Source organism: Olivibacter sitiensis DSM 17696 (assembly GCF_000427965.1).
Classification (GTDB): Bacteria; Bacteroidota; Bacteroidia; order Sphingobacteriales; family Sphingobacteriaceae; genus Olivibacter; species Olivibacter sitiensis.
In genome coordinates, this window is record NZ_ATZA01000013.1 from 1 (window position 1) to 26,227 (window position 26,227).

Annotated in this window: 20 protein-coding genes and 1 pseudogene; 15 read left to right on the forward strand and 6 right to left on the reverse strand. The window is 46.6% G+C overall.

All coding sequences use genetic code 11. The annotated features are described in order from the left end of the window. Window positions 1–176, reverse strand: a pseudogene (locus A37S_RS28285) (IS982 family transposase); the annotation flags it as partial. A 147-nt stretch (window positions 177–323) separates the two neighbouring features. Here A37S_RS28285 and A37S_RS0108755 point away from each other — a divergent pair. Continuing rightward, complete coding sequence (locus A37S_RS0108755; protein ID WP_028296661.1) at window positions 324–740, forward strand: helix-turn-helix domain-containing protein; 417 nt, start codon at window positions 324–326, stop codon at window positions 738–740. After that, the gene (locus A37S_RS24095; protein WP_157278527.1) at window positions 656–1,339 is read left to right on the forward strand and encodes an IS630 family transposase; all 684 of its coding nucleotides are present in this window, start codon (window positions 656–658) and stop codon (window positions 1,337–1,339) included. The genes A37S_RS0108755 and A37S_RS24095 overlap by 85 nt, the downstream gene beginning before the upstream one ends. Window positions 1,340–1,378: 39 nt before the next feature. Here the strand turns inward: A37S_RS24095 and A37S_RS0108765 are convergent, their stop codons facing one another. Then, window positions 1,379–1,996, reverse strand: coding sequence for a TetR/AcrR family transcriptional regulator (locus A37S_RS0108765; RefSeq protein WP_084163822.1), 618 nt, complete (start codon window positions 1,994–1,996; stop codon window positions 1,379–1,381). Window positions 1,997–2,092: 96 nt separating this feature from the next. Next, the gene (locus tag A37S_RS0108770) at window positions 2,093–2,701 is read right to left on the reverse strand and encodes a TetR/AcrR family transcriptional regulator (protein ID WP_028296663.1); all 609 of its coding nucleotides are present in this window, start codon (window positions 2,699–2,701) and stop codon (window positions 2,093–2,095) included. 172 nt (window positions 2,702–2,873) lie between these two features. Between A37S_RS0108770 and murB the strand changes: the two genes are divergently transcribed. The 13 genes from murB (at window position 2,874) to A37S_RS0108835 (ending at window position 22,819) form a co-directional block, all read left to right on the forward strand. Further along, the gene (murB, locus tag A37S_RS0108775) at window positions 2,874–3,908 is read left to right on the forward strand and encodes a UDP-N-acetylmuramate dehydrogenase (protein WP_051292902.1); all 1,035 of its coding nucleotides are present in this window, start codon (window positions 2,874–2,876) and stop codon (window positions 3,906–3,908) included. 172 nt (window positions 3,909–4,080) lie between these two features. Then, window positions 4,081–4,620 carry an RNA polymerase sigma factor gene (locus A37S_RS24100; protein WP_036601928.1) on the forward strand — a complete coding sequence of 180 codons (540 nt, stop codon included), beginning with the start codon at window positions 4,081–4,083 and terminating at the stop codon, window positions 4,618–4,620. Between the two features lie 251 nt (window positions 4,621–4,871). Further along, window positions 4,872–5,126 (forward strand): cytochrome b5 domain-containing protein, encoded by a 255-nt coding sequence (locus A37S_RS0108785; protein WP_028296665.1) that lies wholly within the window; start codon window positions 4,872–4,874, stop codon window positions 5,124–5,126. 240 nt (window positions 5,127–5,366) lie between these two features. Next, complete coding sequence (locus A37S_RS0108790) at window positions 5,367–6,377, forward strand: LacI family DNA-binding transcriptional regulator (RefSeq protein ID WP_028296666.1); 1,011 nt, start codon at window positions 5,367–5,369, stop codon at window positions 6,375–6,377. 234 nt (window positions 6,378–6,611) lie between these two features. Then, window positions 6,612–8,501 (forward strand): alpha-amylase family glycosyl hydrolase, encoded by a 1,890-nt coding sequence (locus A37S_RS24105; protein WP_051292904.1) that lies wholly within the window; start codon window positions 6,612–6,614, stop codon window positions 8,499–8,501. A gap of 179 nt (window positions 8,502–8,680) precedes the next feature. Next, window positions 8,681–11,671, forward strand: coding sequence for a SusC/RagA family TonB-linked outer membrane protein (locus tag A37S_RS0108800; RefSeq protein ID WP_028296667.1), 2,991 nt, complete (start codon window positions 8,681–8,683; stop codon window positions 11,669–11,671). Window positions 11,672–11,690: 19 nt separating this feature from the next. Next, a complete protein-coding gene (locus A37S_RS0108805) occupies window positions 11,691–13,238 on the forward strand; it encodes a RagB/SusD family nutrient uptake outer membrane protein (protein ID WP_051292906.1) in 1,548 nt (515 codons plus the stop codon). Window positions 13,239–13,284: 46 nt separating this feature from the next. Beyond that, window positions 13,285–14,265 carry a cadherin repeat domain-containing protein gene (locus A37S_RS26195; RefSeq protein WP_051292908.1) on the forward strand — a complete coding sequence of 327 codons (981 nt, stop codon included), beginning with the start codon at window positions 13,285–13,287 and terminating at the stop codon, window positions 14,263–14,265. 140 nt (window positions 14,266–14,405) lie between these two features. Next, window positions 14,406–16,256, forward strand: coding sequence for a glycoside hydrolase family 13 protein (locus tag A37S_RS0108815; protein WP_028296669.1), 1,851 nt, complete (start codon window positions 14,406–14,408; stop codon window positions 16,254–16,256). A gap of 102 nt (window positions 16,257–16,358) precedes the next feature. Next, a complete protein-coding gene (gene pgmB, locus A37S_RS0108820; RefSeq protein WP_028296670.1) occupies window positions 16,359–17,012 on the forward strand; it encodes a beta-phosphoglucomutase in 654 nt (217 codons plus the stop codon). Between the two features lie 147 nt (window positions 17,013–17,159). Further along, window positions 17,160–19,475 carry a glycoside hydrolase family 65 protein gene (locus A37S_RS0108825; protein ID WP_028296671.1) on the forward strand — a complete coding sequence of 772 codons (2,316 nt, stop codon included), beginning with the start codon at window positions 17,160–17,162 and terminating at the stop codon, window positions 19,473–19,475. Then, window positions 19,472–21,301, forward strand: coding sequence for an alpha-amylase family glycosyl hydrolase (locus A37S_RS24115; protein ID WP_084163825.1), 1,830 nt, complete (start codon window positions 19,472–19,474; stop codon window positions 21,299–21,301). The genes A37S_RS0108825 and A37S_RS24115 overlap by 4 nt, the downstream gene beginning before the upstream one ends. Before the next feature lie 180 nt (window positions 21,302–21,481). Beyond that, on the forward strand, window positions 21,482–22,819 hold the full coding sequence (locus A37S_RS0108835; protein WP_028296672.1) for an MFS transporter: 1,338 nt from the start codon (window positions 21,482–21,484) through the stop codon (window positions 22,817–22,819). A 7-nt stretch (window positions 22,820–22,826) separates the two neighbouring features. Here the strand turns inward: A37S_RS0108835 and A37S_RS0108840 are convergent, their stop codons facing one another. The 3 genes from A37S_RS0108840 to pxpB all read right to left on the reverse strand — a co-directional run bounded on the left by A37S_RS0108840 (window position 22,827) and on the right by pxpB (window position 26,101). Further along, window positions 22,827–24,251 carry an AAA family ATPase gene (locus A37S_RS0108840; protein WP_028296673.1) on the reverse strand — a complete coding sequence of 475 codons (1,425 nt, stop codon included), beginning with the start codon at window positions 24,249–24,251 and terminating at the stop codon, window positions 22,827–22,829. 138 nt (window positions 24,252–24,389) lie between these two features. Further along, window positions 24,390–25,391: a 5-oxoprolinase subunit C family protein gene (locus tag A37S_RS0108845; RefSeq protein ID WP_028296674.1), complete on the reverse strand. Its 1,002-nt coding sequence runs from the start codon at window positions 25,389–25,391 to the stop codon at window positions 24,390–24,392. Beyond that, window positions 25,382–26,101 carry a 5-oxoprolinase subunit PxpB gene (gene pxpB / locus A37S_RS24120; RefSeq protein WP_036601931.1) on the reverse strand — a complete coding sequence of 240 codons (720 nt, stop codon included), beginning with the start codon at window positions 26,099–26,101 and terminating at the stop codon, window positions 25,382–25,384. Before pxpB ends, A37S_RS0108845 begins: the two co-directional genes overlap by 10 nt. Window positions 26,102–26,227 lie beyond the last annotated feature (126 nt).

Sequence of the window (26,227 nt, forward strand, 5' to 3'; positions counted from 1 at the left end):
TTCATAAATTGCCTGGCCTTATCCTGATGTCCTCCAAAGTACAGACAGGAAACAACTGCGGTGCTGATCACCTCACTGTCGCTAACACGTCTGCGGCTGTCCTCATAGTGGTTAATTGTTTTCAACATATCATCGATAAAGCAAAATATTCCTATAATTTTATCTTCTGTAAGCATCATACAAGTACATTTAGTTGTGGTAAACCAAAGTTCTTGGTTTTGATGCTTACTTTTTATCTTTAATTAACCCGCAACTTGGGTTAATTAGTTTACATCAAATATTTAGTTTTTCTATTCGTTCTATTATAGTAGATACGGTTATCAATGGGAAAGATAAAAAAACTGGAATTAACGGATGCCCAGCGTGTGCGACTCGAGAACGGCTTCCGCAATGGCACGAGCCACTGTTTACGGATGCGTTGCCGTGCGGTCCTTCTCAAGGCCGATGGCCTGTCTTCGGCAAAAGCCGGAGAGCAGACGGACATGAGTTTAGTGTCGGTGAACGCATGGGTGAAACGCTTCCTTTCGGAAGGCATTACAGGCCTGCAAACCCGGCCGGGCCGCGGCCGCAAACCTATTATGGACTGCTCGGACGAGGGAGCCGTGCGCGCGGCCATCGAGCAGGACAGGCAGAGCGTGGGCAAAGCCCGGGCCGCATGGCAGGAGGCTACGGGGAAAGAGGCGAGCAATCTGACGTTCAAGCGTTTTTTATCCGCATTGGCGCAAGATATAAGCGTATAAGGAAACGCCCAAGGGGAGTCCCCTCGCCGCAGCTCTACGAGTACAAATTCGAGAAGCTGCAAGAACTTGAACAACAGGAACGTGGGGGGCGTATTGCCCTCTACTATGCCGATGAGAGCCACGTCTGCACCGAGGGATACGTTCCCTACGGCTGGCAGCTGCCCGGAGAGCAGGTACGCATCCCTTCCCAAAGAAGCGCAAGGCTCAACATTTTCGGAATGGTTGACCGCAAGAACCATTATGAGGGTTTCACCACTACGGAGAGTATCACCGCAGACAAGGTTGCCAGCTTTCTCGATACATTCTCCTACCATGTGCGTAAAGATACGTTTGTCGTACTGGACAATGCCTCCGTTCACCGCAACCATAAAATACGGAAGTTGCGGCCTGTTTGGGAGAAAAGAGGGCTTTTCCTTTTCTATCTGCCTCCGTATTCCCCGCATCTGAACATTGCCGAAACACTCTGGAGAATATTGAAGGGGAAATGGATCAGGCCACAGGACTATGTGAGTACAGAAACGCTTTTCTACACCACCAACAGGGCGTTGGCCGCGGTTGGAAAAAGACTGTTCATTAACTACTCGCATATTGCCGCTTAATTTTGATTACTTACTTATGTTTCGCTAAAGATAGTTCAATTATTGTTTTTTCTGTTTTCTTAGCCCGTTGACAAAGATCTCCGTTGCCAACTTTTGCTGATTACTGATGGTAGTGAAGGTTCCCAGTTCCGGCAAATCCTTGTTCATCTCGCATGAGATATACACCATGGCTAGCCCCTTTAGTATATTCACATAAATATTAGATGTTGCTCCGATGTCCATTGTTACAAGTTCGCCATTTTGAACACCTTGCTCCAAAATGGAACTTGTCATTTTTGACTCCATGCTTTGTGCGTAGGTAGCTATGTTTGTTAGTTGTTCCATGTTCAGGCTATTATCTGCCGTGCCCAAGGTGACATGGAGGAGGTAGTATTTCTCAAAATATTCCCTTCTGACGTCTATCCAAGCATTTAGACAAGTGAGTACATTGGCACGATCTGCTGCCCTTTCTCTGTAGGTGTTGTACGAATCGGCAATGAGGTGTTTGATAACAGCTATTACGAGCGCAGTCTTATCTGGAAAATAATAATAGAGGTTAGCCTTGGAGACACCATTGTCCTCTGCTATTTCGCCCATAGTGGTCTTGTTGATTCCAAAGTGAGAGAAACGCCTCAAGGCCGACTCGATTATCTGCTGTTGTCTACTGTCTGTTGCCAATTTTGACCTTTAAACTTTTTGACTTTAATTAAAAATTGGTCAAATATAGGGACGGCTTTTCAGATAAGCAAATGCATTTTTGAAATTGGTGGTCAATTAAGCCTGTTTCAAACCTTTAATGATAAGTTTTGCCAGTTTTTTCTGTTTTTTGACCATTTCGTCAAACTTTGATTTTGACGGTAGTATGATTCTTCTTCCGTCTTTCAGCACAGAGAAGCGCATGCCCGTCATGGCGTTGCTAAAGATCTCGGCCAACTCATCTGGGTCACTGGCCTTGATTTCTCCTCTTTGATCTGCCTGTTGCAGTAGCTTACTGATGATGTTTATTTCTTCCTGATGTGATTTTCTTGCCAACTCCTCCAATTCGGGAGGTGTCTCACTGAAGGTGCCCAAAATCATTTCAAGGAGATTGTAGTGGTCTATGGTAAATTTGAGTTTCAGTTCCAGCAGGAAGTAAATGGATTCTTCCAGTGTTTGTAGCTTGAAAATTTTCTGATTCAATGCATCGAATATGCTACTGACCAGTTTTTCCGTTACTGCCATCACGAGATGCATCTTGTCCGGAAAATAATAGTAAAGCGAAGCCTTAGAAATAGATAGGTCCTTGGCAATTTCGGCCATGGTGGTTTTGGCCATACCGAAGTGCGTAAACCGTTTTGTCGCAGCATCCACTATCTGCAATCGCTTTTTATCTTGATTGTCCATGTTTATAGTAAGTGACTACCCCTACAAGTTAAAACGTTATATTTATTTGCGCTTGGATATTCGTCCAATATTTGATTGATTCAAAAGCAACAAATATATACATTGGTTAATTGATGTTGTAATAAAGGCTAAATTTAGTCAGATTTGCCCAAAGATAAAAGCGAAACTGGAAATGTATATTAAGAAAGATGTTTCCCTCAAGACATACAATACTTTTGGGGTAGATGCAAAGGCAAATTATTTTGTGGAAATTGCAGAAGAAGATGACCTGGAAAAATTGCATGAAGAGGGGGCATTTGAACGTTTCAAGGATTTCTTCATATTGGGAGGGGGGAGCAATACACTTTTTGTGGCTGACGTGGAATCGTTGGTGGTACACATGGGAATCAGGTACGTGAAATACGATGAACTTGGTAATGATGTATATATTAAGGCAGGAGCCGGCGTGATATGGAATGATTTAGTGAATTATTGTGTAGATAGGGGATTTGGAGGCGTTGAAAATTTGAGCCTCATTCCTGGCTCGGTAGGAGCGGCGCCGGTACAAAATATAGGTGCTTATGGCGTGGAGCTGCAGGATGTCTTCTATTCTTGTCGGGCCTTTGATGTCTCGTCTGGCACATTTGTCACGTTAAACCGCAATGATTGCTCTTTTGCCTATCGCGATAGTGTATTCAAGCATCAATATCGAGGGAGGTATATTATCACTGAAGTAAACCTTTTGCTTTCTAAAGAGTCCAAACCAAACATTACATATGGAGCTATTAGTGCGGAGCTGCACCGACGAAACATTCAAGAGCCTACTATTAGGGATGTATCGCAAGTGGTCTCTGCCATCAGGGTTCATAAATTGCCCGACCCAACGATGATTGGCAATTCGGGGTCATTTTTCAAGAATCCTATCGTGTCTAAAGGCATGTACGAAAAGCTATTGTCCAATTTTGTGGACATCGTGTCTTATCCAGTTGGTGATACACATGTGAAGATTGCCGCTGGTTGGCTCATCGAAAAATGTGGCTGGAAAGGTATCAAAAAAGGCCCAGTAGGCACATGGAAAAATCAAGCTCTCGTATTGGTTAATCTTGGAAATGCCACAGGTATAGATGTTTATGGTTTTTCTGAAGAGATTATTGACATGGTGGACAGCAAGTTTGGCATCCGCTTGGAACGCGAAGTGAACATTGTGCCGCTGCTGGCAAAGTATTAAATTGCTGTTAAATTCCTATTCTTTCTTGTTGAGTCCTTTTTTTGGCGAGGTACTTGTATGAACTTAATCGGTAGGGTGAAACTAAAAATGGAGAGGTTTCACGATAATTAAGTATTAATCTGATAACAAGTTTAATGAGAGTTTAGACTTGCTATCACAACCTCTAAACGTTATGACAAAGCTGGAGTTTAACACCATGGTAACAAAACATGCTGAATCGTTGAAAATGTATGCAATGCACTTTACTCACGATGATGAAGACGCGAATGACTTGGTACAGGATACGGTCTTGAAGGCAATTACCTATTACGACAAATTTAAAGAGGGTACTAACCTAAAAGGATGGCTATATACCATCATGAAAAATACGTTCATAAACAATTATAGAAGGTTTATAAAGATTAGTTCTTTTGTGACTAAGTCAGATGAGATTTCATCCGCAAACCTATCATACAGTGCCACCAATAACAGAGGCGAGAACAAATTTGTAATGGATGATATTAAGCATGCGCTCAACAACCTCTCAGACGACTACTACATTCCATTCACTATGTATTTCGAAGGATATAAGTATCACGAAATTGCCGATCATTTGGAAATTCCTATAGGTACTGTAAAGACTCGTATTCACGTAGCAAGAAAGACATTGAAAAAGTCCTTGAAGCCTTATCAGGTAGGGGCTACCATGCCAAATTATGCAGTAGCAGGGTAGTTTTCATTGTCTGCTAATTAAAATATTAATGGATACTTATTTACTACCGATCAGATAAGTGTCTACCTATGGAAAACGAAATTGAGGAGCCGCAAGAGATTGCGGCTTTATTTTTTTTAGAAGGTTTTTCTGCCACTAGAGAAACCAAATATTTGATACGATCGTCCGAGTCTATACATGATAAGACTTCTCATGTAGACAAAAACAGTATAATTATTTTCATTTTGGTCTATTCTTTTTATCATTGCAGAATGAGCCTCGATGAACTACCTCGCTATACTACTGCCCAACTCGCTAAGCGTAATGGTATAGATCGCACTGAAATTTGGGTAGCCTATAAAGGAATTATTTATGATGTGAGCAGCAGCCGCCTCTGGCTAGATGGAATGCACTATGAGCATTGGGCTGGGCAAGACCTGACTGCTGAATTGATTGATGCTCCCCATAGCGCCAATGTGTTTGAACGTTTTGAAACGATCGGTTTACTGACAAAACCTTCCTACTGAAAAAAGCATTTACGAAAAACAATATGTACATTTGTTTTACGGAAAAAAATTCGATTCACATTTTGATGCGAATACTGCCAAAGACCTGACAATATTCGTTTGAGCAAACAGCTACTTTTCTTACATTCCTGCTTGAGGGTCTGAAATGCAAAGTTCGTAAATGAAAGAAAAATCGAGTTGTGTTCTAAATTTTTGTGTTTAAAACATACAAGCCGATTTAATTATTTGGTTGATAGAAAGATGAAGCAGATAAACATCAAGGACTTGGCAAAAAGTTTAGGCATTTCAAAATCAACTGTTTCTAGGGCATTTCGCGATAACAGTGACATAAAGCCGGAGACCAAGGTACGGATTCTTGCAGCAGCGGAAGAGCTTGGATATAGGCCAAATCTGTATGCCAGTAATTTGCGTGGAGCTAAGGGCAAAACAATCGCTATAATCATTCCTGAATTTGGGAACAATTTTTTTTCTCAAGCAATAAAGGGGATTGAGGAGCAAGCGCGTGCGAAAGGATATTACACCTTGATTTTTGTGACGGATGACGATGTTGAGAAAGAATCCACTTTCATAAAGGAGTTGTGTAACGGACGCGTGGAAGGTGTATTGATGTCTGCCTCCGGCGAAGGAAAAAAGCATAATTACCTCCGACTTTTAAAAGAACGGAATATCCCCTTGGTATTTTTTGACCGTTATTATGAAGATGTAGAAGCACCGGTAGTAACGGGTAATGACTATGAAAGTAGTTATGCCGCAACTAAACATTTATTGGATTTAGGCTGTAAACGGCCTGCATATTTGGTTGTTGACAAAAATATTTCCATTGGAAAAATCAGAATGCAGGGATATTGTGACGCGTTGAAGGACGCAGGTATAGATATGCTGCAGGAATTGATTATCGAATGTGGCAATGATAAAGGCCAAATTTATCGGGTGTTAAAAAAATCTTTTGCCAAGCTAAGACCAGACGGTATTTTTGCTTCGGTGGAACGATTGGCCATGCCAATGATTCGTATTTGTCATGAAGAACAAGTGGCTATCCCAGAGCAATTAAAGATTATTTGTTTTTCTTGTCTGGAATTTGCCGACATGCTTAACCCTGCGTTGAGTACGGTTCAACAACCAGCTATGGAAATGGGGAGGACAGCGGCCCAAATTCTTTTTGAACTATTGCAAGGCAATAGAAAAGACGATGAACCTCAAATCATTTTACTCCCTTCTAAATTGATACCTCAAAAATCTACAATAGGCTAACAACGATAAGTCGTAGTCAAGTATAGCAGTCAAAACTTAGAAAAAGATTTTATTATAAGTTATTGTTTGTTAGGTTATTGTGTTGTTTTAATAATGCTTTTCATTTAATTTTTTTTCTTATTTCCTTGGAAATTAAATTAAGAGCGGTTACTTTTACTCCATAATCGGGAACGTTCCCATTTTAAGAACGAAGACGATTGCGAAAAAAACCAATACGTACCAAATTATGATTCTATGAAAAAGTTTTACTTTTTGCTTGCTACCTATTGTTTTTTGCTGTTAGGCAGTGCCTGCAAGAAAACCCCCAATCCAGATATCGATCGTGGTGAGCAAGAAGTGACTTTTGCTGGCTATGGCGTCCGTTTTGCTGATGGGGGGCATACCACCATCTTTGCCTTACGTGCGCCAGGCAAACAGTCCGTGCGCGTCATAGGCGATTTCAATGGCTGGGGACAGGAAGCGGGTGGCGATATGGGCTGGGACGAGGAATCCCAAGCATGGTTGGCAAAAGTGGAGGGGCTGGATGCCGGCCAAACCTATGCCTACCAATATTTGGTGAATGGCCAGCAGCGCATAGCCGACCCCTACGCGGAACTTATATTGGATCCCGACAATGATCCCTATATATCTAACGAAGTGTTCCCCGACCTAATGACATACCCTACCGGGAAGACTACCGGACTGGTGGCTGTGGCACAGTACGGAGGGGATGGCTACAGCTGGCAACAGACCTCCTTTCAACGACCTCACAAGCACGATTTGGTCATCTATGAGCTGCTGGTGCGCGACTTTGTGGCAGCGCATGATTACCATACCTTGATCGATACATTGGACTACCTGCAGCGCCTAGGTGTCAATGCCATAGAGCTTTTGCCCGTCAACGAGTTTGAAGGGAACCTGAGTTGGGGGTATAATCCTTCCTATATGTTTGCCGTCGACAAATATTACGGAACCAAACGGGCTTTGAAGGCTTTTGTGGATGCTTGTCATGCCCGCGGCATGGCCGTGATACACGACGTGGTGCTTAACCACGCATTTGGGCAGTCGGCCATGGTACAGCTCTATTTTGCCAATGGTCGCCCTAGCAATGGCAGCCCCTGGTTCAACATGACGCCCATGCATCCCTTCAACGTGGGATACGATTTCAACCACGAGAGTGCCGCCACAAAGGCTTACGTGAAAGACGTAGTCAAATATTGGATGGAGGAATTTAAGCTAGACGGTTTCCGCTTCGACTTGTCCAAAGGCTTTACTCAGGTCAATTCGGGCACTTCCGACAGTGGGGTGGAACAGTGGGGAGCCTATGATGCTTCGCGTATAGCCATCTGGAAAGAATACAATGACTACATGAAAAGCATAGACCCTACTTTCTACGTCATATTGGAACATTTTGCGGAAGACACAGAGGAAAAGGAGCTTGCCGCACAGGGCATGATGCTCTGGAACAACATCAACCATGCCTTCAACGAAGCCACTATGGGTTGGGTGAATAATGGAGGATCCGATATATCACGCCTGTACCACCAGTCGCATGGGTTTGACGCGCCGGATCTCATCAGCTATATGGAAAGCCACGACGAAGAGCGCCTGATGTTCAAGAACGGGCAGTATGGCAATGCGGTAGGAGGTTACGATGTGAAGCAGCTGGAGGTGGGGCTAAAACGCGTGGAGGCAGCGGCAGCTTTTTTGTATACGGCGCCGGGACCTAAAATGTTATGGCAGTTTGGCGAGCTGGGTTATGACATTTCCATAGACGAAAACGGAAGGACGGGCAATAAGCCGATACTATGGCAATATGCGGAACAGCCTGCACGGAAGACACTGTACAGTAAGATGGCCAAACTGATACGCCTGAAGACCAAGAATGCCATCTTTCGTGATGGTATAGCTACGCCACAGGTACGCGATGGGGTCAAGTACGTACGCGTCACCAAAGGAGAGGAGGAAATATATGTGATGGGCAATTTTGACGTAGTGGCCCACGAGCTAAGCATTCCCGAGTTTGAGGCAGGTCAATGGTACGATGCGATGACTGGCGAAAGGAAAAACTGGCCAGCCACATTTCAGCAACAATTGGCCCCAGGACAGTACTATATACTGAGCAAAACCTTGTTGAACGAATAGAAAAGATATATGAACAAATGATGGTTGAACCAAAATGAATTGCCTATGTAAAGTCTTTGAACAAAACTAAATGAGGAAACAATAGTCCTTTTATGAATACCCAATTGTAAATAATAATACACACAATAATAAACACACCTAGTCTATCTGAAGGCTAGCCAAACTAAATTATGTCAGAAATGAAAAAAAGCTACATGATTCAACTCATGGTGTCTTGCCTATTGTTGCTGATGTCACTGACATCCTACGCGCAGAATGGAAGCATCAGCGGTACGGTGTTTGACGAGGATACAAATACACTACCGGGAGCATCCGTACGTATACGGGAAGAAAACAGAGGAGTAAGTACCGATGTAAATGGAGTGTACAACATCACCGGCCTACCCGACGGGAGCTACACGCTGCTGGTCACTTTTATGGGCTATCAAACCACCGAGAAAAAGGTGTTTATTGCCAATGGACAACAGGTGAAGCTGGATATCCATCTGGTGCATGATGCGCAAAGCCTAGACGAGGTAGTGGTGATCGGTTACGGTACGCAGCGTAAAGGGGATGTGACCGGTGCCGTCAGCACGGTATCCCCCAAGGAGTTCAACCAAGGGGTAGTGGCAACGCCAGATCAGCTCTTGGCCGGTAAGGTACCGGGGCTCACCATCAGCCGTAATAGCGGCGACCCGACGGCAGGAGCTACCATACAGCTACGTGGACCTTCTTCCCTTACTGCTGGCACGTCACCGTTTTATGTGATAGACGGTGTTCCGGGAGCCAATATCGATCTTGTGGCACCGGACGACATCGTGTCCATGGACGTGATGAAGGACGCCTCTTCTACCGCCATCTATGGCTCAAGGGCTGCCAATGGGGTAATTTTTGTGACCACTAAAAGAGGAAAGGAAGGCGCGCCTATACTGAGCTATAATGCATATGCAGCCGTGGAGAATGTTTCCCGTAGGGTGAACGTACTCAGTGCCGATGAATATCTGCAATTTTTGAGCGATAACAATATCTCGGTGGCCGAGAGCGAGTCGGGCTATCGGACCGACTGGCAGGATGAGATCTTCCGCACGGGAATCTCCCACAACCACAATATATCACTCACTGGCGGTACGGCCAGTACGCGCTACAACGCCTCCGTCAACTATTATAACCAGGAAGGGATCGTCAATAAAAATGATATAGAACGTGTGGTTACGCGCTTAGGCGTAGACCAGAATGCCTTTGACGACAAGCTTCGCTTATCATTGAACGTGAGCAACAGCGTCATTACATCCAATCACGTGGATTACGGTATCTTCAACGGGGCTGGGCGTTTTGTGCCCGTATCGCCCGTGAGGAGCGAGGCACCGGAATATGCAGCCTACGGCGGCTATTTCCAGGTGCCTGGGCGTACCAACTATTTCAATCCGGTAGCTATGCTCAACCAGCGCGATGAAACAAGGGGAAGGAATATATTCTTGGCATCGGCCAAGGCGGAGCTGGATTTGTTGCCCGGTCTGGTATGGACCAATATAGGGTCTTTCCAACGATCGAGCTACGATAGGAGCTATTACCAGCCTACTACTGATTTTGCCTCTGCCTACCTGGGCGATGGCTATGCCGAGCGAAGTGCCACCAAGGATACCGATCGTATTTTTGAAACCTATCTCAATTATGCGAAGACATTTAATGACATGCATAATCTAGAACTTTTGGCAGGTTATTCCTACCAGCAAACATTCTTGGGAGACGGGATATTGGCCAAGGCAACCGGATTCTTGTCGGACGATTTGGGAGCAAATAACCTGGATGTAGCCAATCCACCATCGGGATTTCGGAGTTTTTCGGACTTCCCGTTAAAATCCGAGGCCTTACTCATCTCCTTCTATGGCCGTGCAGTGTATAACTACGACGGCAAATACCTCATCAACGCCAGCTTGCGCCGTGATGGTTCGTCCAAGTTCGGGGTGAACAATCGCTGGGCCATTTTCCCATCTGTGTCTGCCGCTTGGCGCATCAGTTCGGAAACATTTATGCAAAACCAAGAGCTGATAAGCGACCTGAAGTTGCGCGCCGGTTACGGTGTTTCAGGTAACCAGAATATCGATCCCTATCGCTCGCTTACGCTATATGGTCAGCGTGACGGATACTTCCTTTACAATGGTCAGTGGGTGAGTAGTTATGGGGTGAATCAGAATCCTAATCCCGACCTGAAATGGGAAAGTACGACCACCATCAATGCGGGACTCGACTTTGAACTGTGGAAAGGTAGGTTGAGCGGAGCAGTAGATGTATACCAAAAGAAGACTAAAGATCTGCTCTATACCTATCAGGTGCCATCGCCACCCTATTTGTTCAATGAACTATTGGCCAATGGGGCCAGCATGGACAACAAGGGTATAGAAATAGCACTGAATGCCTCAGTGGTGAGCACCTCGGATTTTAGCTGGAACACCGCCGTGAACTTCGCCAGGAACATCAACAAGATAGGCTCCTTATCAGGAAATATCGCCAACCTCAATGTGAGTGAACGCTATGAAGGGGGCGTGGGACTGGAGGGCTGGACCAACCAGACGGTGGCCATCGTGATGCCCGGCATGCCGATAGGTACATTTTACGTAGCTAAGTATGTGGGCTATGATGCTGATGCGCGCCAGACTATCTATGAAAAACCCAATGGCGATTTGGTGACACAGAACCAGATCGTGGCTCCCACGGACTTTCAGGTGATGGGCCATGCCTTGCCCAAGTTCACCTATGGATGGAACAACTCGTTCAACTACAAGAAATTCGATCTGGGCTTTTTCTTCCGGGGCGTATATGGCAATCGTATCTTCAATGCCACAAGAGCAGATCTTTCGCGCTTGCCACAGGCAGGAGTAACCAACCTGTCGAAAGATGCCGTGGAAGAAGGGATATTTGAGACTCCTGTCATTGCCTCTAGCCGCTTTTTGGAAGATGGTTCTTTCCTGCGCTTGGACAACGCCACACTGGGCTATACCTTCAACGTGGCCAATATGAAGTACCTGAAGAGTGCCAGGGTATACCTGACTGGGCAGAACCTGTTTATTATCACCAACTATACGGGGGTAGACCCCGAGGTGAATATGGGCGGACTATCTCCGGGTATAGACGATCGCAATTACTACCCACAGACACGCTCTTTCCTATTGGGAGTGAATGTTAGTTTTTAAACCATAAATGATGAAGAGGATGAAAGCAACAAGATATATAGCAAAAGGAACGAGCGTGGCCCTATTGGCATTGGCCATGCTGTTCAACCAATCGTGTACTAAGTTTGACGACGAGGTATACGCGCAATACACGGAGGTGCCCAATTTTATGGCCATCACGGGGCCGGTATATACTTCGGCGCGTGGTTTTTTCGGTGATTATTTCGATATGCAAACTGCCGGTGCCGATGAAGTTGTTATCCCCACTAGGGGAGGAGACTGGTTTGACGGGGGCAAATGGCGTGCGATGCACTACCATAGCTGGGATGCCTCGCACGTAACCCTCACGGGTGCATGGAACTGGGGGTTCAACGCCATAGGTACCTGTAACCAGGTGATCAGCATTATCGAGGGAACCGAGGACTCGGATGAAAAGATAACAACGCTGGCCGAACTGAAGACCATGCGGGCATGGTACTATTACCTCATGATGGATACCTTTGGCAATATCCCCTTGGTGACGGCTTTTGATGAAAGTGCGGCTGCGCCGTCTACATCCAGCCGGGCCGAAATCTACGCGTTTATAGAAAGTGAGCTCCTGGCCAATCTGGATAACCTAAACGAGGATAAAAGTGAAGTGACCTATGGGCGCCCTACCAAATGGATGGCCCATACGTTGTTGGCCAAGCTGTACCTGAATGCACAGGTATACACTGGTACGGCGCAATGGAACAAGGTAGTAGAGCAAGCCAATGCCGTGATCGGCTCGGGCCAGTATGCACTGGATGCCAATTTTCTGGCTCAGTTTGCACCAACCAACGGCGCTGGTGATTCGGAGCCTATCTTTTCCTTGCCTTTTGACCCAGTACGTGCCACGGGTAATCAGCTGTTCATGAAGGTGCTGCACTATGCCCTGCGCGATACTTATGGGCTGAACGTCAACCCTTGGAACGGATGGTGTACCCAACCAAGTTACTTCGACCTGTTTGAGGACGATGATATCCGCAAAGAGCAGTGGGTGTATGGACAGCAGTACAACGCGGCTGGCCAGCCATTGGTATTCAACGGAGTCAATATCGTGCTCGATCCCTATGGCTTCGAGCTCTTGCCCGGATCGGATTTCGATATTGGTGGGGACGATGCCAAGGGACGTCTGGCTGGAGCCAGGAGCTTGAAATACTCGGTCGATCCGGCCCAGGTGAGCGGACATGCAGGAAATGATGTGGTCATCTACCGCTTGGCAGATGTGTACCTCATGAAAGCAGAAGCCATATTGAGGGGAGCAAGCAACGGAACGATAGGAGAAGCAGTGGCTGCAGCCAATGAGGTGCGGCAAAGAGCATTCCCTACTGACCCTAGCAAAACATTTACCGCCGGTACCCTCAATTTGAATGCCATCTATGCAGAAAGAGGACGCGAATTTACCTTTGAGGTGACACGCCGTACGGATATGATCCGCTTTGGTCGCTGGGAAGACGCTCTGCTTTTCAAACCGGCCAATCCGGGAGAAGCTTATAAGCGGATTTTTCCGATTCCGAATACAGCGATTGCGACAAACGGTAATTTGACACAAAACCCGCAGTATTAGAAATAAGGAGAACATGGATTGATAGTTCTTTTAAAAAGAGAAAAATATGAACAAGTATATAAAATTTTTCAACCCCTTGGCATGGATGCTATGCTTCGCTTTGGGCTTGTTGGCGTGGACCAGTTGCAGTAAATATGAGCACGGGCTCGAAGGAGTACGGTTGTCCATCAATAGTGCGCCGGATACGATCACTTTCGGGAGTAATTTTAACGTGAAACTTATAACCAATAATGTAAGCAATTTTACCTTGAGTTTGGTGCCCGAGGGCGGAGGCACCAGTGTTTTTGATACGCTGGTACAGGTAGATAAAGTGAATGCCATAGTGGACGTCAGCATAGGAGTACCCGCAAATGGCGATTGGAATGGTGCTTTTCTCCTCAGAGCCAGTTATGATGGTGGACAAACGGAGCAAACGAAGCAGATCTTTTTCCGTGAGGGCGATCCCGTATTCTATATCGTGGGCGGTTCCATATCGAGCGGATGGGAGCCTGACCTGGCATTGCCCATGCGTGTCTATAGCGACGATAAGAATGCCTTTGAAATCTACGTGTACATGGATGCAGCGGATGGCGGATTCAAGTTCTTGCCCACGCAGGACGGTTGGGATGGCGGACTCGGAAAAGATGAAAGTGCCGACGGGAAAATCGTAGATGACGGCGGTGCCCCCAACCTGGAAGTCGCTACCTCGGGCTTCTATCATGTGCGGATGAACAAGCAAGCGCTGACCTATACGGCCGTATTGAGCAACTGGGGCGTGATAGGCGATGCTACGGGCTCTTGGGATAATAGTACGGCGATGGACTTTGATGGAGGTAAGGGTAGTTACACCTGGACCAAAACCATGAATCTGAGCGTCGGTGAATTTAAGTTCCGGGCAAATGACAGTTGGGATATCAACCTTGGTGGCGATATGAGCGATTTGGCCTATGATGGGGCCAATATTGCAATAACGTCGGCTGGAAATTACACCATTACCCTCAACCTGAAACCAGAAGGTGGGTATGTCACTACTTTGGCCAAAAATTGATAAGAAAATAGCCCAAAACTTGTGAAACAGTGATTGGGCTGTTTTTTATCTAGCTTTGGGAACGTTCCCAAAACATTGGAATAAGTATAGGATAATAGTAGATAACAACCTATAACTGTGCAAGGATAATTGCTTTTGATATGAATATTCGAATAGGATGGCTATGGCTATACTTTTGCTGTCATCTGGCCAATGCTCAGGATCTAAAAATAGATCGTGTGGAACCGTTAAACTGGTGGGTGGGGATGTACCAGCCCAAGGTGCAGCTCATGGTGCATGGCCAGCAGCTGGGCAAGGCCGAGGTGACGATAGACTATCCCGGGGTAGTACTGGAGAAAGTGCGTCGCGTGGAGAATGAAAACTATGCATTTCTGGACCTAAGAATTGGTGCCGAGGCAAAGCCCGGTAAGATTCCCATACAGTTTAAGCCGGCAAAAGGCAAAACATTGGTATATGATTATCCCTTACTGGTCAGGAATCACCAGACGGTGAAAGCCCAAGGCATCAATACGAGTGATTTTATCTACCTGCTGATGCCCGATCGTTTTGCCAATGGCGATCCCAAGAACGATATGGTGAAGGATATGCGTGAAACGTCACTCCATAGAGACTCCATGTACTACAGGCACGGCGGGGACCTTCAAGGCGTATTAGACCATTTGGATTATTTGCAGGAGCTGGGCGTGACGACGCTATGGTTTACACCTGTGCTTACCAACGATATGGAACAGGCGTCCTACCACGGTTATGCCAACACGGAAAACTACCATATCGATCCCCGCTTCGGTACCAACGAACTGTACCGGGAGTTGGCAAAAGAGTTGCATCGGAGAGACATGAAGCTAATACAGGATGTGGTACCCAATCATGTGGGCAAAAATCACTGGACCGTGCTGGACATGCCCATGAAAGACTGGGTGCACCAGTGGACAGATTATACCAACACGTCATACAAGGACCAAACCCTATATGACCCCTATGCGGCAAAGGCCGACAAGAAAATCATGACAGATGGTTGGTTTGTGCCCAGCATGCCCGATCTGAATCAAAATAATCCCTATGTGCAAAACTATATTATCCAAAGCCATATCTGGTGGATAGAATACGCCGGCGTGGACGGATTCCGTATAGACACCTATCCCTACAATGATTTGGATTTCATGGCCAAGTGGGGGGAAGCCTTGACGGATGAATATCCAGATTTCACGTATTTTGGTGAGACTTGGGTACATGGCGTGGCCAATCAGGCCTATTTCACACAGGGCAATACGCTGCACCAAGGTTTTGATACCCGATTGCAGGGGGTAACCGATTTTCAGCTCAACTATGCCATTGCCGAGGCCCTGAATGGCAACTTCGAGTGGACCGGGGGGATCAATAGGTTGTATACTACCTTGGCGACCGATTTTGTTTATGAAGATGCCACGCGCAATGTCGTCTTCTTGGGAAATCACGACCTGAGCCGTTTTCTGTCCATCGTGGGTGAGGATGTGGAGAAAATGAAGTCAGCAACCTCTTGGCTATTGACCACAAGGGGAATCCCGCAATGGTATTATGGGGACGAACTCCTGATGAAGAACTTTTCCGATCCGGATGGCAAGGTGCGTGAAGATGTAAAGGGGGGATGGAGTGGTGATAAGCAGAATAAGTTTACGGCATCGGGCAGAACGGACCAAGAAGAGGACTTTTTTCGGCATGTGAAAGCGTTAGCTACCTACCGTCGGGAGAACAGGATACTACAGGATGGAAAAATGCTGCAGTATGTGCCCGAAGACGGTATCTATGTGTACTTTCGAATCCATGACGACAAAAGGGTGATGGTGGTGATGAACGGTAACGACGAGGAGAAGACAGTGGAACTGAATCGCTTTTCGGAAGGGATAAACGGTATGAATACGGCGAAGAACATTGTAACAAGCGAAACGGTTAACAGTCTAAAATCGTTGGCGTTAAGGCCTAGACAGACACTGGTTTTGGAGTTGATAAAGTAAGGTAAGAGGTTGTAGGTAGTAAGTCATAAGTTATAAGAAGATTTATAACTTAAAGCTTAATACTTAAAACTAGTGATAAGATAAAATAACTGAATGTAGATAATGACAGGTATACCGCAAAATATAAAAGGACTGATATTCGATCTGGATGGGGTCTTGGTCGATACGGCAGTTTTTCATTTTCAGGCATGGAAACGCTTGGCCAATACCCTGGGCTATGACTTTACCGAAAGGGAAAATGAGCAACTGAAAGGCGTAAGTAGGGTGCAGTCCTTGCAATTGATTCTGAAGTGGGCAGGTATTGAAAAAACAGAGGCAGAACAGGAAGCACTGGCGGCGAAGAAAAACGACTGGTACCTGGAGTTGGTAAATCAAATGAAAATGGGCGATACGCTGCCCGGTGCGGAGGAATTTTTGAAAGAAAGCAAGGCTGCTGGCTACAAGATAGCGCTCGGTTCTGCCAGTAAGAACGCCCGTCTTATCCTGGAGAAAACGGGCATCATCGATTATTTTGATGCCATAATAGATGGCAATGGCGTAAGTGCGTCCAAACCCGACCCAGAAGTGTTCTTGAAAGGTGCCGAAGCATTGGGCGTGGAGCCTGCCGATTGCTTGGTTTTCGAGGATGCACAAGCGGGCATAGATGCCGCAAGGGTGGGAGGCATGCACGTGGTGGGCATAGGCAAGGCAGAGGATCTGCACGGGACAGATTTTGTTATAAGAGATTTGAGAGGGTTAAAGGTGGGGCAGCGTTAGCTGATGTTGCAGACCGCCGATAGCCGCTAAATTAGGTGATAAGTTGTAAGTAGTAAGTTTTAAACTGTGCAGGGGGCCGAAAGCTGGTAAACGCGTGCAAAGCCTTAGCCTTTAGTTTGATGTCTAAAATCTCATATCTAAAAGCAAATGAAAGAGTATATCATAAAGGACGAATGGAATATCATAGAGGAGGGTTTTGATCCTGCCGTGAATGAGGTTTCCGAAAGTATTTTCAGTATTGGTAATGGTCGTATGGGCCAAAGGGCCAATTTTGAAGAGCGATACAGCGGCAAGAGCTTGCAAGGCTCTTATGTAGCTGGGGTGTATTATCCCGATAAAACCCGTGTGGGCTGGTGGAAGAACGGCTATCCCGAATATTTTGCCAAGGTCATCAATGCCGCCAACTGGATTGGCATAGACGTATGGATTGACGGAGAAACACTAGACCTGGCCACGGTGGAGGTCAGCAACTTCAAGCGCGTCTTAAACATGCGTGAGGGTTATTTGCAGCGTAGCTTCGAGGCTACATTGTCCCATTGTGCCAAGGTAGAAGTACAATCGACCAGGTTGTGCAGTTTGGTGGACGACGAGGCAGGTGCTATTCGTTACAGCATCAAGGCATTGAGCGGTGACATCCATGTGAAGATGAGTCCCTATTTGGACGGAAATATCAGCAATAGGGATTCCAATTACGACGAGCAGTTTTGGAACCTCATCGACAAAAAACAAGGTAGCCAATCTGCTTCATTGCTGATGGAAACCAAGAAGACGGCTTTTTGGGTAGCCACGGCCATGCAGTACGCCATCTTGGTGGATGAGGAGATTGTGGAAGTAGATGAGGTAGATAGGGATGAAGATAAGTTGGTAGGTAAGGTACTGGAGTTTCCCTTGGCAAAGGGACAGCAAATCACCTTACTGAAATATGCGGTAAACCTATCTTCTGAGAACCACGCAAAGCAGGTCTTATCAGCAAAGGCCGAGGAAACGCTCCAAAAAGTGGCGACTAAGGGCTTTGATAAGATGAAGGAAGAGCAGGCGAAGGCTTGGCAAGAAAAATGGGCAGAGAGCGATATTGTCATTGAAGGCGATGTGGCGGCTCAACAGGCCATCCGCTTCAATATTTTCCAGCTCAATCAAACATATACGGGAGAAGATGCCCGTCTCAATATAGGGCCAAAAGGCTTCACCGGTGAAAAATATGGAGGAGTCACCTATTGGGATACGGAGGCCTATTGCGTTCCATTTTATTTGGCCACGGCTGAACCGCACGTAGCGCGAAATCTGCTTATCTATCGCTATAACCACCTGCAAAAGGCCATAGAAAATGCCGAGAAACTCGGTTTCAGGGATGGGGCTGCTCTTTATCCCATGGTGACCATGAACGGCGAAGAGTGCCACAACGAGTGGGAAATAACCTTTGAGGAAATCCACCGCAACGCGGCCATCGCCTTTGCCATTTTCAACTATATACGTTATACGGGCGATGAGCATTATTTGGTCGAATATGGTTTGGAAGTACTCGTCGCCATCTCGCGCTTTTGGGCTCAGCGTGTAAACTGGAGCGGAGCCAAGGGGCAATACGTGATGTTGGGAGTGACAGGACCTAATGAATATGAGAACAACGTGAACAATAACTGGTACACCAGCTATATGGCCATGTGGTGCTTGGAATATACCCTGGAGTCCTTGGACAAGGTGAAGCAGTTGGATGCAGGGCGTTTTGATGAAATCTTGGACAAGACTAGCTTTAATCTCGATAAAGAGCCCCTGCGATGGCAGCATATCCGCGATAACATGTACCTTGGTGAGGATAAGGAATTGGGTATTTTCTTGCAGCAGGACAATTACCTGGACAAGGAGCAGATACTGGTGAAGGACCTACCAGTGGAAGATCGCCCCTTGAACCAGAAGTGGAGCTGGGATCGCATCCTACGTTCGTGCTATATCAAGCAGGCCGACGTGCTGCAGGGAATTTACTTCCTCGAAGATCGTTTTGATCTGGAAACGATCAAGCGCAATTACGATTTCTACGAGCCGAGGACGGTACACGAGAGTTCACTATCGCCCTGTGTGCACGCCATTCTTGCTGCCAAGCTGGGCGATGGTGAACGTGCCTATCAGTTCTATCTCCGCACGGCACGATTGGACCTGGACGATTATAACAACGATACCGAGGACGGCCTACACATCACTTCCATGGCTGGTACTTGGATGAGCGTAGTAGAAGGCTTTGCGGGTATGCGCGTGCGAAATGGAAAATTGACCTTTCATCCCTTTATTACCGAAAACTGGAAATCTTATGCTTTCCACGTGCGGTTCCGTGGAGCCAAGCTCTATGTGAAAATAGCGCACGAACAAGTGCATATTTCCAACGAGGGCAAGGTTGCTGAAGTAATGATCAATGATATGTTGTATACCATTCTCCCGGGAGATAGAGTGGCCGTCAATTTGGAAAGCGTATGAAAGCGAACTATATTATTATAGGATTTTCGGCTATATTGCTTACCTTGATTGCCTGTGGAAATCTAAATAAAAAAGCCATGTTGGATAGTGAAAATAGCACTGCTGAACGATTGAGCGATCATAAGCTGACTATTTATCAGTTGTTGGTGCGCCATTTTGGGAACAAGAACAACCTCAACAAATTCTATGGTTCCTTAGCCGAAAATGGCAGTGGCAAATTTAACGACATCAATGACAAGGCACTGGAAGAAATAAAGAAGCTGGGTATTTCGCATGTTTGGTACACTGGTGTCATCGAGCATGCTACCATGACCGATTACAGTACTTATGGCATACATCCCGATGATCCGGATGTGGTCAAGGGCAGGGCGGGATCGCCTTACGCCATCAAGGATTATTATGATGTGGATCCCGATTTGGCTGTAGATGTGGATAGGCGCATCGAGGAATTTGAAGAATTGATAGTCAGAACGCATCAATATGGATTGAAAGTCTTGATGGATTTTATCCCCAACCATGTGGCACGTACCTATGCTTCGGACAAGAAGCCCGATGGTGTGGTCGATATCGGTGCAGAAGACGATACAACTAAGGCGTTCAGTGCAAGGAACGACTTTTACTATGTGCCGAATGAGGCTTTTCAAGTACCAGCGGGCTACAATCCCGGGGGCGACGATTTTAAAAGTACCTTGAAAGACGGACACTTCGAAGAATTCCCAGCCAAGGCCACGGGCAATGATGTCTTCAGTGCCAATCCGAGTATAGATGATTGGTTTGAGACCATCAAGCTCAATTATGGGGTCGACTATCTTCAGGGCCGGCAACTGCACATAGACCCTATTCCGCCGCTATGGGAAAAGATGCGGGATATTCTATTGTATTGGGCAGAAAAAGGCACGGATGGCTTTCGCTGTGATATGGCCGAGATGGTGCCGGTGGAGTTTTGGGAGTGGGTGATCCCCCAGGTGAAGGAAAAATACCCAGCACTTATTTTTATTGCAGAGATTTACAATCCGCAAGCCTATCGTACCTATATCGAGCAGGGACATTTCGACTACCTTTACGATAAGGTGGGGCTATATGATGGCTTGCGCAAACTTGTTGAGGATGATAGCACGGGTCATGTGGATAGCATCACGCATGTATGGAAATATGAAAGCAACGGCTTTTCCAAGCACATGCTGCGTTTTCTGGAAAACCATGACGAGCAGCGCATCGCTTCGCGCTTCTTTGCGGGCAATGCTTGGTTTGCCAAAGCGGCAATGGTGGTGAGTGCTACCTTGTCTTCGGGCCCCGTGATGATCTATTCCGGACAAGAAGTGGGAGAGCCGGCAATCGGGGCCATGGGTTTCAGCGGAGACGATGGACGTACCACCATCTTCGACTATTGGGGTGTACCCCATCACCAGCGTTGGATGAACGGCGGTGCTTTTGACGGAGGACAACTGAATGATGATGAAAGGGGCTTACGCCGATTTTATGCCGACTTGCTGCAAATTGTTACCGACCATGAAGCTATCAGGGAGGGCGATTTTTTTGAGCTGTTGAATGGAAATACCTGGTCTACCGGGTTCAATGGCAAAACCTATGCCTTCTTGCGCTATACCGAAAAAGAGCGCTTGCTCATCGTGGCCAATTTTGAGCGAAGGGACAAAGAGGTGAAGGTCTACCTGCCCGATGAGGTGCTTGCTCATTTTAACTTGGACAAACGGACGGCTTTGGAGCTGACCGATCTGCTCTCGGGGAAACAGTATAAGACAGTACAAATACAAGATGGTATCTTATTGGAAATGATTTCTACCGATGCGCTGATCTTGAGTTTTTGACGCTGTCCGAAAAGTAATATGCGCCGTCATTCCGACCGAAGCGGAGGAGTCAATGCCTGTGCACCGATCTCTCCACTCCGCCTTGCTCTGGTCGAGATGACGAAACCTGTCATTCCGATTGGCGGATTCGCTCGAATGACGAAATTTAATACTTTTGAAACAATCTCCTATATTTAAATTATGAAAACCAATTATAAAAAACCAGCCTTGAGCCTAGGGCAGATCATCAATATGAGCATAGGCTTTTTGGGCATTCAATTTGGCTTTGCTCTTCAAAACGGCAATGCCTCCCGTATTTTGCAAACTTTCGGTGCGGATGTGGAGCATTTGAGCCTGTTCTGGTTAGTGGCTCCCATTACGGGTATGCTCATTCAGCCTATCATTGGCCATTATAGCGATAGAACATGGACGAGGCTAGGGAGACGTAGGCCGTATATATTATTTGGTGCGCTATTCACGTCCATCGCGCTGCTGTTCATGCCCGACGCGGGTATACTGGCCAATTTCCTTCCACCTATCGCCATAGGAGCTGGTATGCTCATGATCATGGATGCTTCCATTAATATTACCATGGAGCCGTTCCGCGCATTGGTAGGGGATAAGTTGCGCGATGAGCAACGGGCAACGGGTTTTTCCGTGCAGACTTTCCTCATAGGTATTGGTGCGGTAGTGGGATCTTGGCTGCCTTATGTGTTGGCGGAATACATGGGCGTAAGCAAGACGGCTCCAAATGGGGTGGTGCCCGACAATGTGATCTATTCCTTTTATACTGGAGCGGCTATTTTGTTGACTACGGTAATCTGGACGGTTGTCACCACCAAAGAATACAGCCCGAAGGAATTGGAAGCCTATGCCGAAGCAGAGGGACAGCAGCCCGAAGTGGAAGAAAAAAAAGGACTATTGGCCATCGTGGACGATTTCAGGCTAATGCCACAGGCTATGAAGCAATTGGGCTTGGTGCAATTCTTCAGTTGGTTTGCCCTCTTTTCCATGTGGGTATTCACCACGCCGGCCATTGCAGTGCATATCTATGGTGTGGTACCGGGCGATTCTAGCTCGGCAGCCTTTGCCGATGCGGGAAACTGGGTAGGTATTTTGTTTGGTATATACAATGGTACCTCGGCACTCTATGCCTTGCTATTGCCTAGGCTTGCCAGGCAATTTGGTAGAAAGCAAACCCATGCATTTTCATTGATAGCCGGCGGAGTAGGACTGATTTCCATTTATTTTATGAATAGCCCTACCATGCTCATATGGTCTATGGTGGGTGTAGGCATGGCCTGGGGGAGTATCCTTTCTATGCCCTATGCTATACTGTCAGGAAGCTTGCCTGCCAAGAAGATGGGTGTGTATATGGGCATATTCAATTTCTTCATCACCTTCCCACAGATCGTCAATGGATTTTTCGGTGGCTATATCGTGAAGTACGCGTTTGGTGGGCAAGCGATTTTTGCATTGGTCATGGCCGGTGTATTCATGTTTCTGGGCGCTATCAGCGTGCTGCGGGTGAGAGAGTGATGCATAGTCAGAATAACTGTTCGAGAGTCACCTCACTATCCACATATTGTGCACTATGATCATTTGGCTTAAGGCCGTATGTGGTGATGAACGTGGTGAAGATGGTTTTGTTGGTTTGAAGCGTGCTCTTGTAAGCTATCACTTTCTGTTGCCACTCCTTGGCGTACTTGGCAGTCCATGTATATGGGGTATCCGAGAACTTGATCTCGCAGAGATTGATGCACCGGTCGGCCCTGTCGATGACAAGGTCTATCTGGGCGCCGAGCTTCCTGTCGTACCAAGCCGATTGCTCGGAATAGATGCTCCCTATCTGGAGGGCCATTTTAATCTTTTCTACATGTTTTAGGCATAGATTTTCAAAAGCATACCCACTCCATGCTTTCCAACTTGGGCGGCTGCTGAGTAATGCCCAAGTGCCTTTTTGTGATGAACGTCTTTTTTCGATAAATTTCAGGTAAAAGAGAGAGTATTCATCCGTCAGCCTGAAAAGCGCATCTTTTGATTTTCTGTTCAATGGCAGGTAAGAAGTGATGAAGCCGCTTTCTTCCAGTTCGTTCAATATGCTACTGAGGTAGCCCCCGCTTTTTAGCTGCGCTTCCTTTACTATCTCGTTGCGCGTCAGCCCTGTGCGGTATGCGCTAAGTGACCTGATGATGGCGATGTGTGTATGCGCATTGTCGTACAAGGACGTATAGAGCCTGTCGAACTCGTCCCGCAAGGGGCCTTGGGACGAAAAGCACAATTCGTCTATGTTTTGCGTGGCGCTCTTTCCGGCCTTTACCTGTTCCAGGTAGTGTGGCACCCCACCCATGACCATGTATAGCTGTGCTATTTGGTATAGGTCGAGTTTAATGCCCCTGCTTTGGAAAAAATCCTTTGTTTCGGTCAATGTAAAAGGCAGTAACCTGATTTGCCTGGTAACTCGGTTGTGCAGACCGCCCTTATTGAAAATGATCTTATTGATCATCCATGATGCGGCCGAGCCGCAGATAACCACGATGATGTCCGTCCGTTTTGTGCACCATGCATTCCAGAAATAATCAAAGGCACTCAAAAACCCCGAATGCATGCTGTCCAACCAAGGCAACTCATCAAGGAAGACTACTTTTTTGCCTGTGCCGGGCAATCGTTCGATATAGTTGCCTAGCATGATAAACGCTGCTGGCCAACTTGTGGGCGTTTGCGGAACAATACCTATATCCATGAATTTCCCTAGGACATGGGCAAAGTTGAAAAGCTGGGTTTCCATGTTCGCATGTTGGCTTCCAGATAGTTCAAAACATAGGTGGTCTTTGTAAAACGCCCTCACCAAGAATGTTTTGCCAATCCTCCTGCGGCCGTAGAGTGCAATCAGTTCAGCTTTTTTTGACTGTAACGCATCTTGTAAAATAGCTATCTCTTCTTTTCGTCCTGCTACTGCTTGTAGATTCATGTTTCTTTGTTTTCTGATTTTACTTGCGCCAAAAGTATGTATTTTTATTTACTTTTGGCGTAAGTGAATATATTAACTAACGCCAAAAGTAATTATTTTTATTGGGTTTTGGCGTTAGTGTTTTTTTGGGGATACATGTTACGCAAACAGTTTTCTTATCGTATTGCCCAATGCGGCCAATTGCTTTTGCTGGGTGAGGTATAGGTTTTCGGCCTCTGTCAGGCTGACTTTTTCGAAACGGATGGCTTCGCCAAGTTTTAGCTGGACACAAATGGGGATGTCGACCTGTATCACTTGGGCTATACGTGGGTAGCCGCCCGTTGTTTGACAGTCGGCCATCAATAAGATTATTTCACCCGATTTGGTGACCTGTACGGTACCTGGCATTACCGCTGTGGAAAGTAGCTCGTGACCTTCTGTCCGAGCGCGCAGGACTTGACCTGCTAAACGATAACCCATCCTGTTGGACTGCCGGTCTAGGAAATACCTTGCGGTGGAAAGTGCCTGATGGGCTTTTTCATCAAACCAGTCATATTCCAAGCCCTCGGTGTAGCGGACGGTTTCGTTCCCATAATCCACGAATCTCCCAGCATTGACATACCATTTAGGGTGATTGATGTCCTGATTTGATTGATGCAGTTGCAGTAATATCCTACCGGATAGCGCCGAGATATTCGTATTATTGCTCAGCTCGTCTTCCTTTTGCAGGGCCCTGCCATGAAATCCGCCTATTTGGGCAGGTAGGTAAGTGCTGTAGCTTCCCAATATTTCGGGCACGTCCCAACCGCCTGCGATGGCGATATAGGCAATACAGCCTTGGTCGTCCGGCATGCATTTTACCGTGGTGCCCTGGGGTATGAATAGCGGCGTCCACAATGGGATTTTCTGCCCGTCTACCATTATTTTGCTTCCCCCGCCGCAACAAGCGATCAATAGGGGAGTATCGGCAATAAAGGTCATACCGCTATAGATCATTTCTATCACGGCTTCATGCCCTTTGTTGCCCACCAGTAGATTGGCTATGGTGGCTGCTACCTTGTCCATGCATCCAGCCAAAGGTACTCCCAACTGCCTATAACCATGACGGCCATGATCTTGTATGGTGGAGAGCGGGCCGGGTTTGAGGATGCTTATGCGCATAAGCGGGCGGCATTTTGAAGCTTTTCAAATTCCTGTACGCTTATGGCGTAGAACTGCAGTCTGTCGCCAGCTTTCAGCAAGCTATAGGGAGGATGCGACACATCGAACAGCTTGATGGGGGTTCTGCCGATAAGCTGCCACCCACCGGGCGAGTCGGCAGGATAGATGCCCGTTTGAGCACCAGCTATGCCTACCGATCCTTTTTCGACCAAAGGACGTGGTGATTGCTTTCTCGGAGTGGCAATAGCGGGAGACATGCCCCCTAAATAGGGAAAGCCAGGCATGAAACCTATCATGTAAACGGTATAGGTGGCGGCAGTATGGATGGCAATGACTTCCTCCGTCGATAAATGATTATGTTCAGCCACTACCGGTAGGTCTGGCGAATAGCGCGATGCGTAGCATACAGGTATCTGGATGGGTTCTTTAATGTTCGGTGAGCTGGTATCTGTGGTCAAGGGCAGATTTTTCAGGTATTGAATCACCCAATCATAAGCATGTACTCCTTTTTTTGTATCAGACAACACCATCTCGGGATTGAAATACACGGTTAGAGACACATAAGCTGGGACTGTTTCTATAAATCCCGGAAAAGGATTTTGATGCAAGAGCTTGTTAAATAAGGTGATGTGGTTGAGCACTGTTTCGCTGATTTCGTCCCCGAACTGGACAACGACAGCCTCTTCGCTCAGTACTTTTATATTTATCATGAATATTTTGTCATTTGTCTAGGACTCCACTGCCATTTCCATTTGGTGTTATCGGGCGTTTGTCAGAAATTGATGAGTAAAATTAAGCATTAGCGTTAAGATATTGCACATAAATTTTCCCAAAAG

Bases quoted from the DNA above. Each gene is read 5' to 3' on its own strand.
- A37S_RS26195 (WP_051292908.1), top strand. From the start codon at position 13,285: ATGAACAAGTATATAAAATTTTTCAACCCCTTGGCATGGATGCTATGC.
- A37S_RS24105 (WP_051292904.1), top strand. From the start codon at position 6,612: ATGAAAAAGTTTTACTTTTTGCTTGCTACCTATTGTTTTTTGCTGTTA.
- A37S_RS0108785 (WP_028296665.1), top strand. From the start codon at position 4,872: ATGAGCCTCGATGAACTACCTCGCTATACTACTGCCCAACTCGCTAAG.
- A37S_RS0108770 (WP_028296663.1), bottom strand. From the start codon at position 2,701: ATGGACAATCAAGATAAAAAGCGATTGCAGATAGTGGATGCTGCGACA.
- A37S_RS24115 (WP_084163825.1), top strand. From the start codon at position 19,472: ATGAAAGCGAACTATATTATTATAGGATTTTCGGCTATATTGCTTACC.
- A37S_RS0108805 (WP_051292906.1), top strand. From the start codon at position 11,691: ATGAAAGCAACAAGATATATAGCAAAAGGAACGAGCGTGGCCCTATTG.
- A37S_RS0108840 (WP_028296673.1), bottom strand. From the start codon at position 24,251: ATGAATCTACAAGCAGTAGCAGGACGAAAAGAAGAGATAGCTATTTTA.
- A37S_RS0108755 (WP_028296661.1), top strand. From the start codon at position 324: ATGGGAAAGATAAAAAAACTGGAATTAACGGATGCCCAGCGTGTGCGA.
- murB (WP_051292902.1), top strand. From the start codon at position 2,874: ATGTATATTAAGAAAGATGTTTCCCTCAAGACATACAATACTTTTGGG.
- pgmB (WP_028296670.1), top strand. From the start codon at position 16,359: ATGACAGGTATACCGCAAAATATAAAAGGACTGATATTCGATCTGGAT.
- A37S_RS0108845 (WP_028296674.1), bottom strand. From the start codon at position 25,391: ATGCGCATAAGCATCCTCAAACCCGGCCCGCTCTCCACCATACAAGAT.
- A37S_RS0108835 (WP_028296672.1), top strand. From the start codon at position 21,482: ATGAAAACCAATTATAAAAAACCAGCCTTGAGCCTAGGGCAGATCATC.
- pxpB (WP_036601931.1), bottom strand. From the start codon at position 26,101: ATGATAAATATAAAAGTACTGAGCGAAGAGGCTGTCGTTGTCCAGTTC.
- A37S_RS0108790 (WP_028296666.1), top strand. From the start codon at position 5,367: ATGAAGCAGATAAACATCAAGGACTTGGCAAAAAGTTTAGGCATTTCA.
- A37S_RS0108825 (WP_028296671.1), top strand. From the start codon at position 17,160: ATGAAAGAGTATATCATAAAGGACGAATGGAATATCATAGAGGAGGGT.
- A37S_RS0108815 (WP_028296669.1), top strand. From the start codon at position 14,406: ATGAATATTCGAATAGGATGGCTATGGCTATACTTTTGCTGTCATCTG.
- A37S_RS24095 (WP_157278527.1), top strand. From the start codon at position 656: ATGGCAGGAGGCTACGGGGAAAGAGGCGAGCAATCTGACGTTCAAGCG.
- A37S_RS24100 (WP_036601928.1), top strand. From the start codon at position 4,081: ATGACAAAGCTGGAGTTTAACACCATGGTAACAAAACATGCTGAATCG.
- A37S_RS0108800 (WP_028296667.1), top strand. From the start codon at position 8,681: ATGAAAAAAAGCTACATGATTCAACTCATGGTGTCTTGCCTATTGTTG.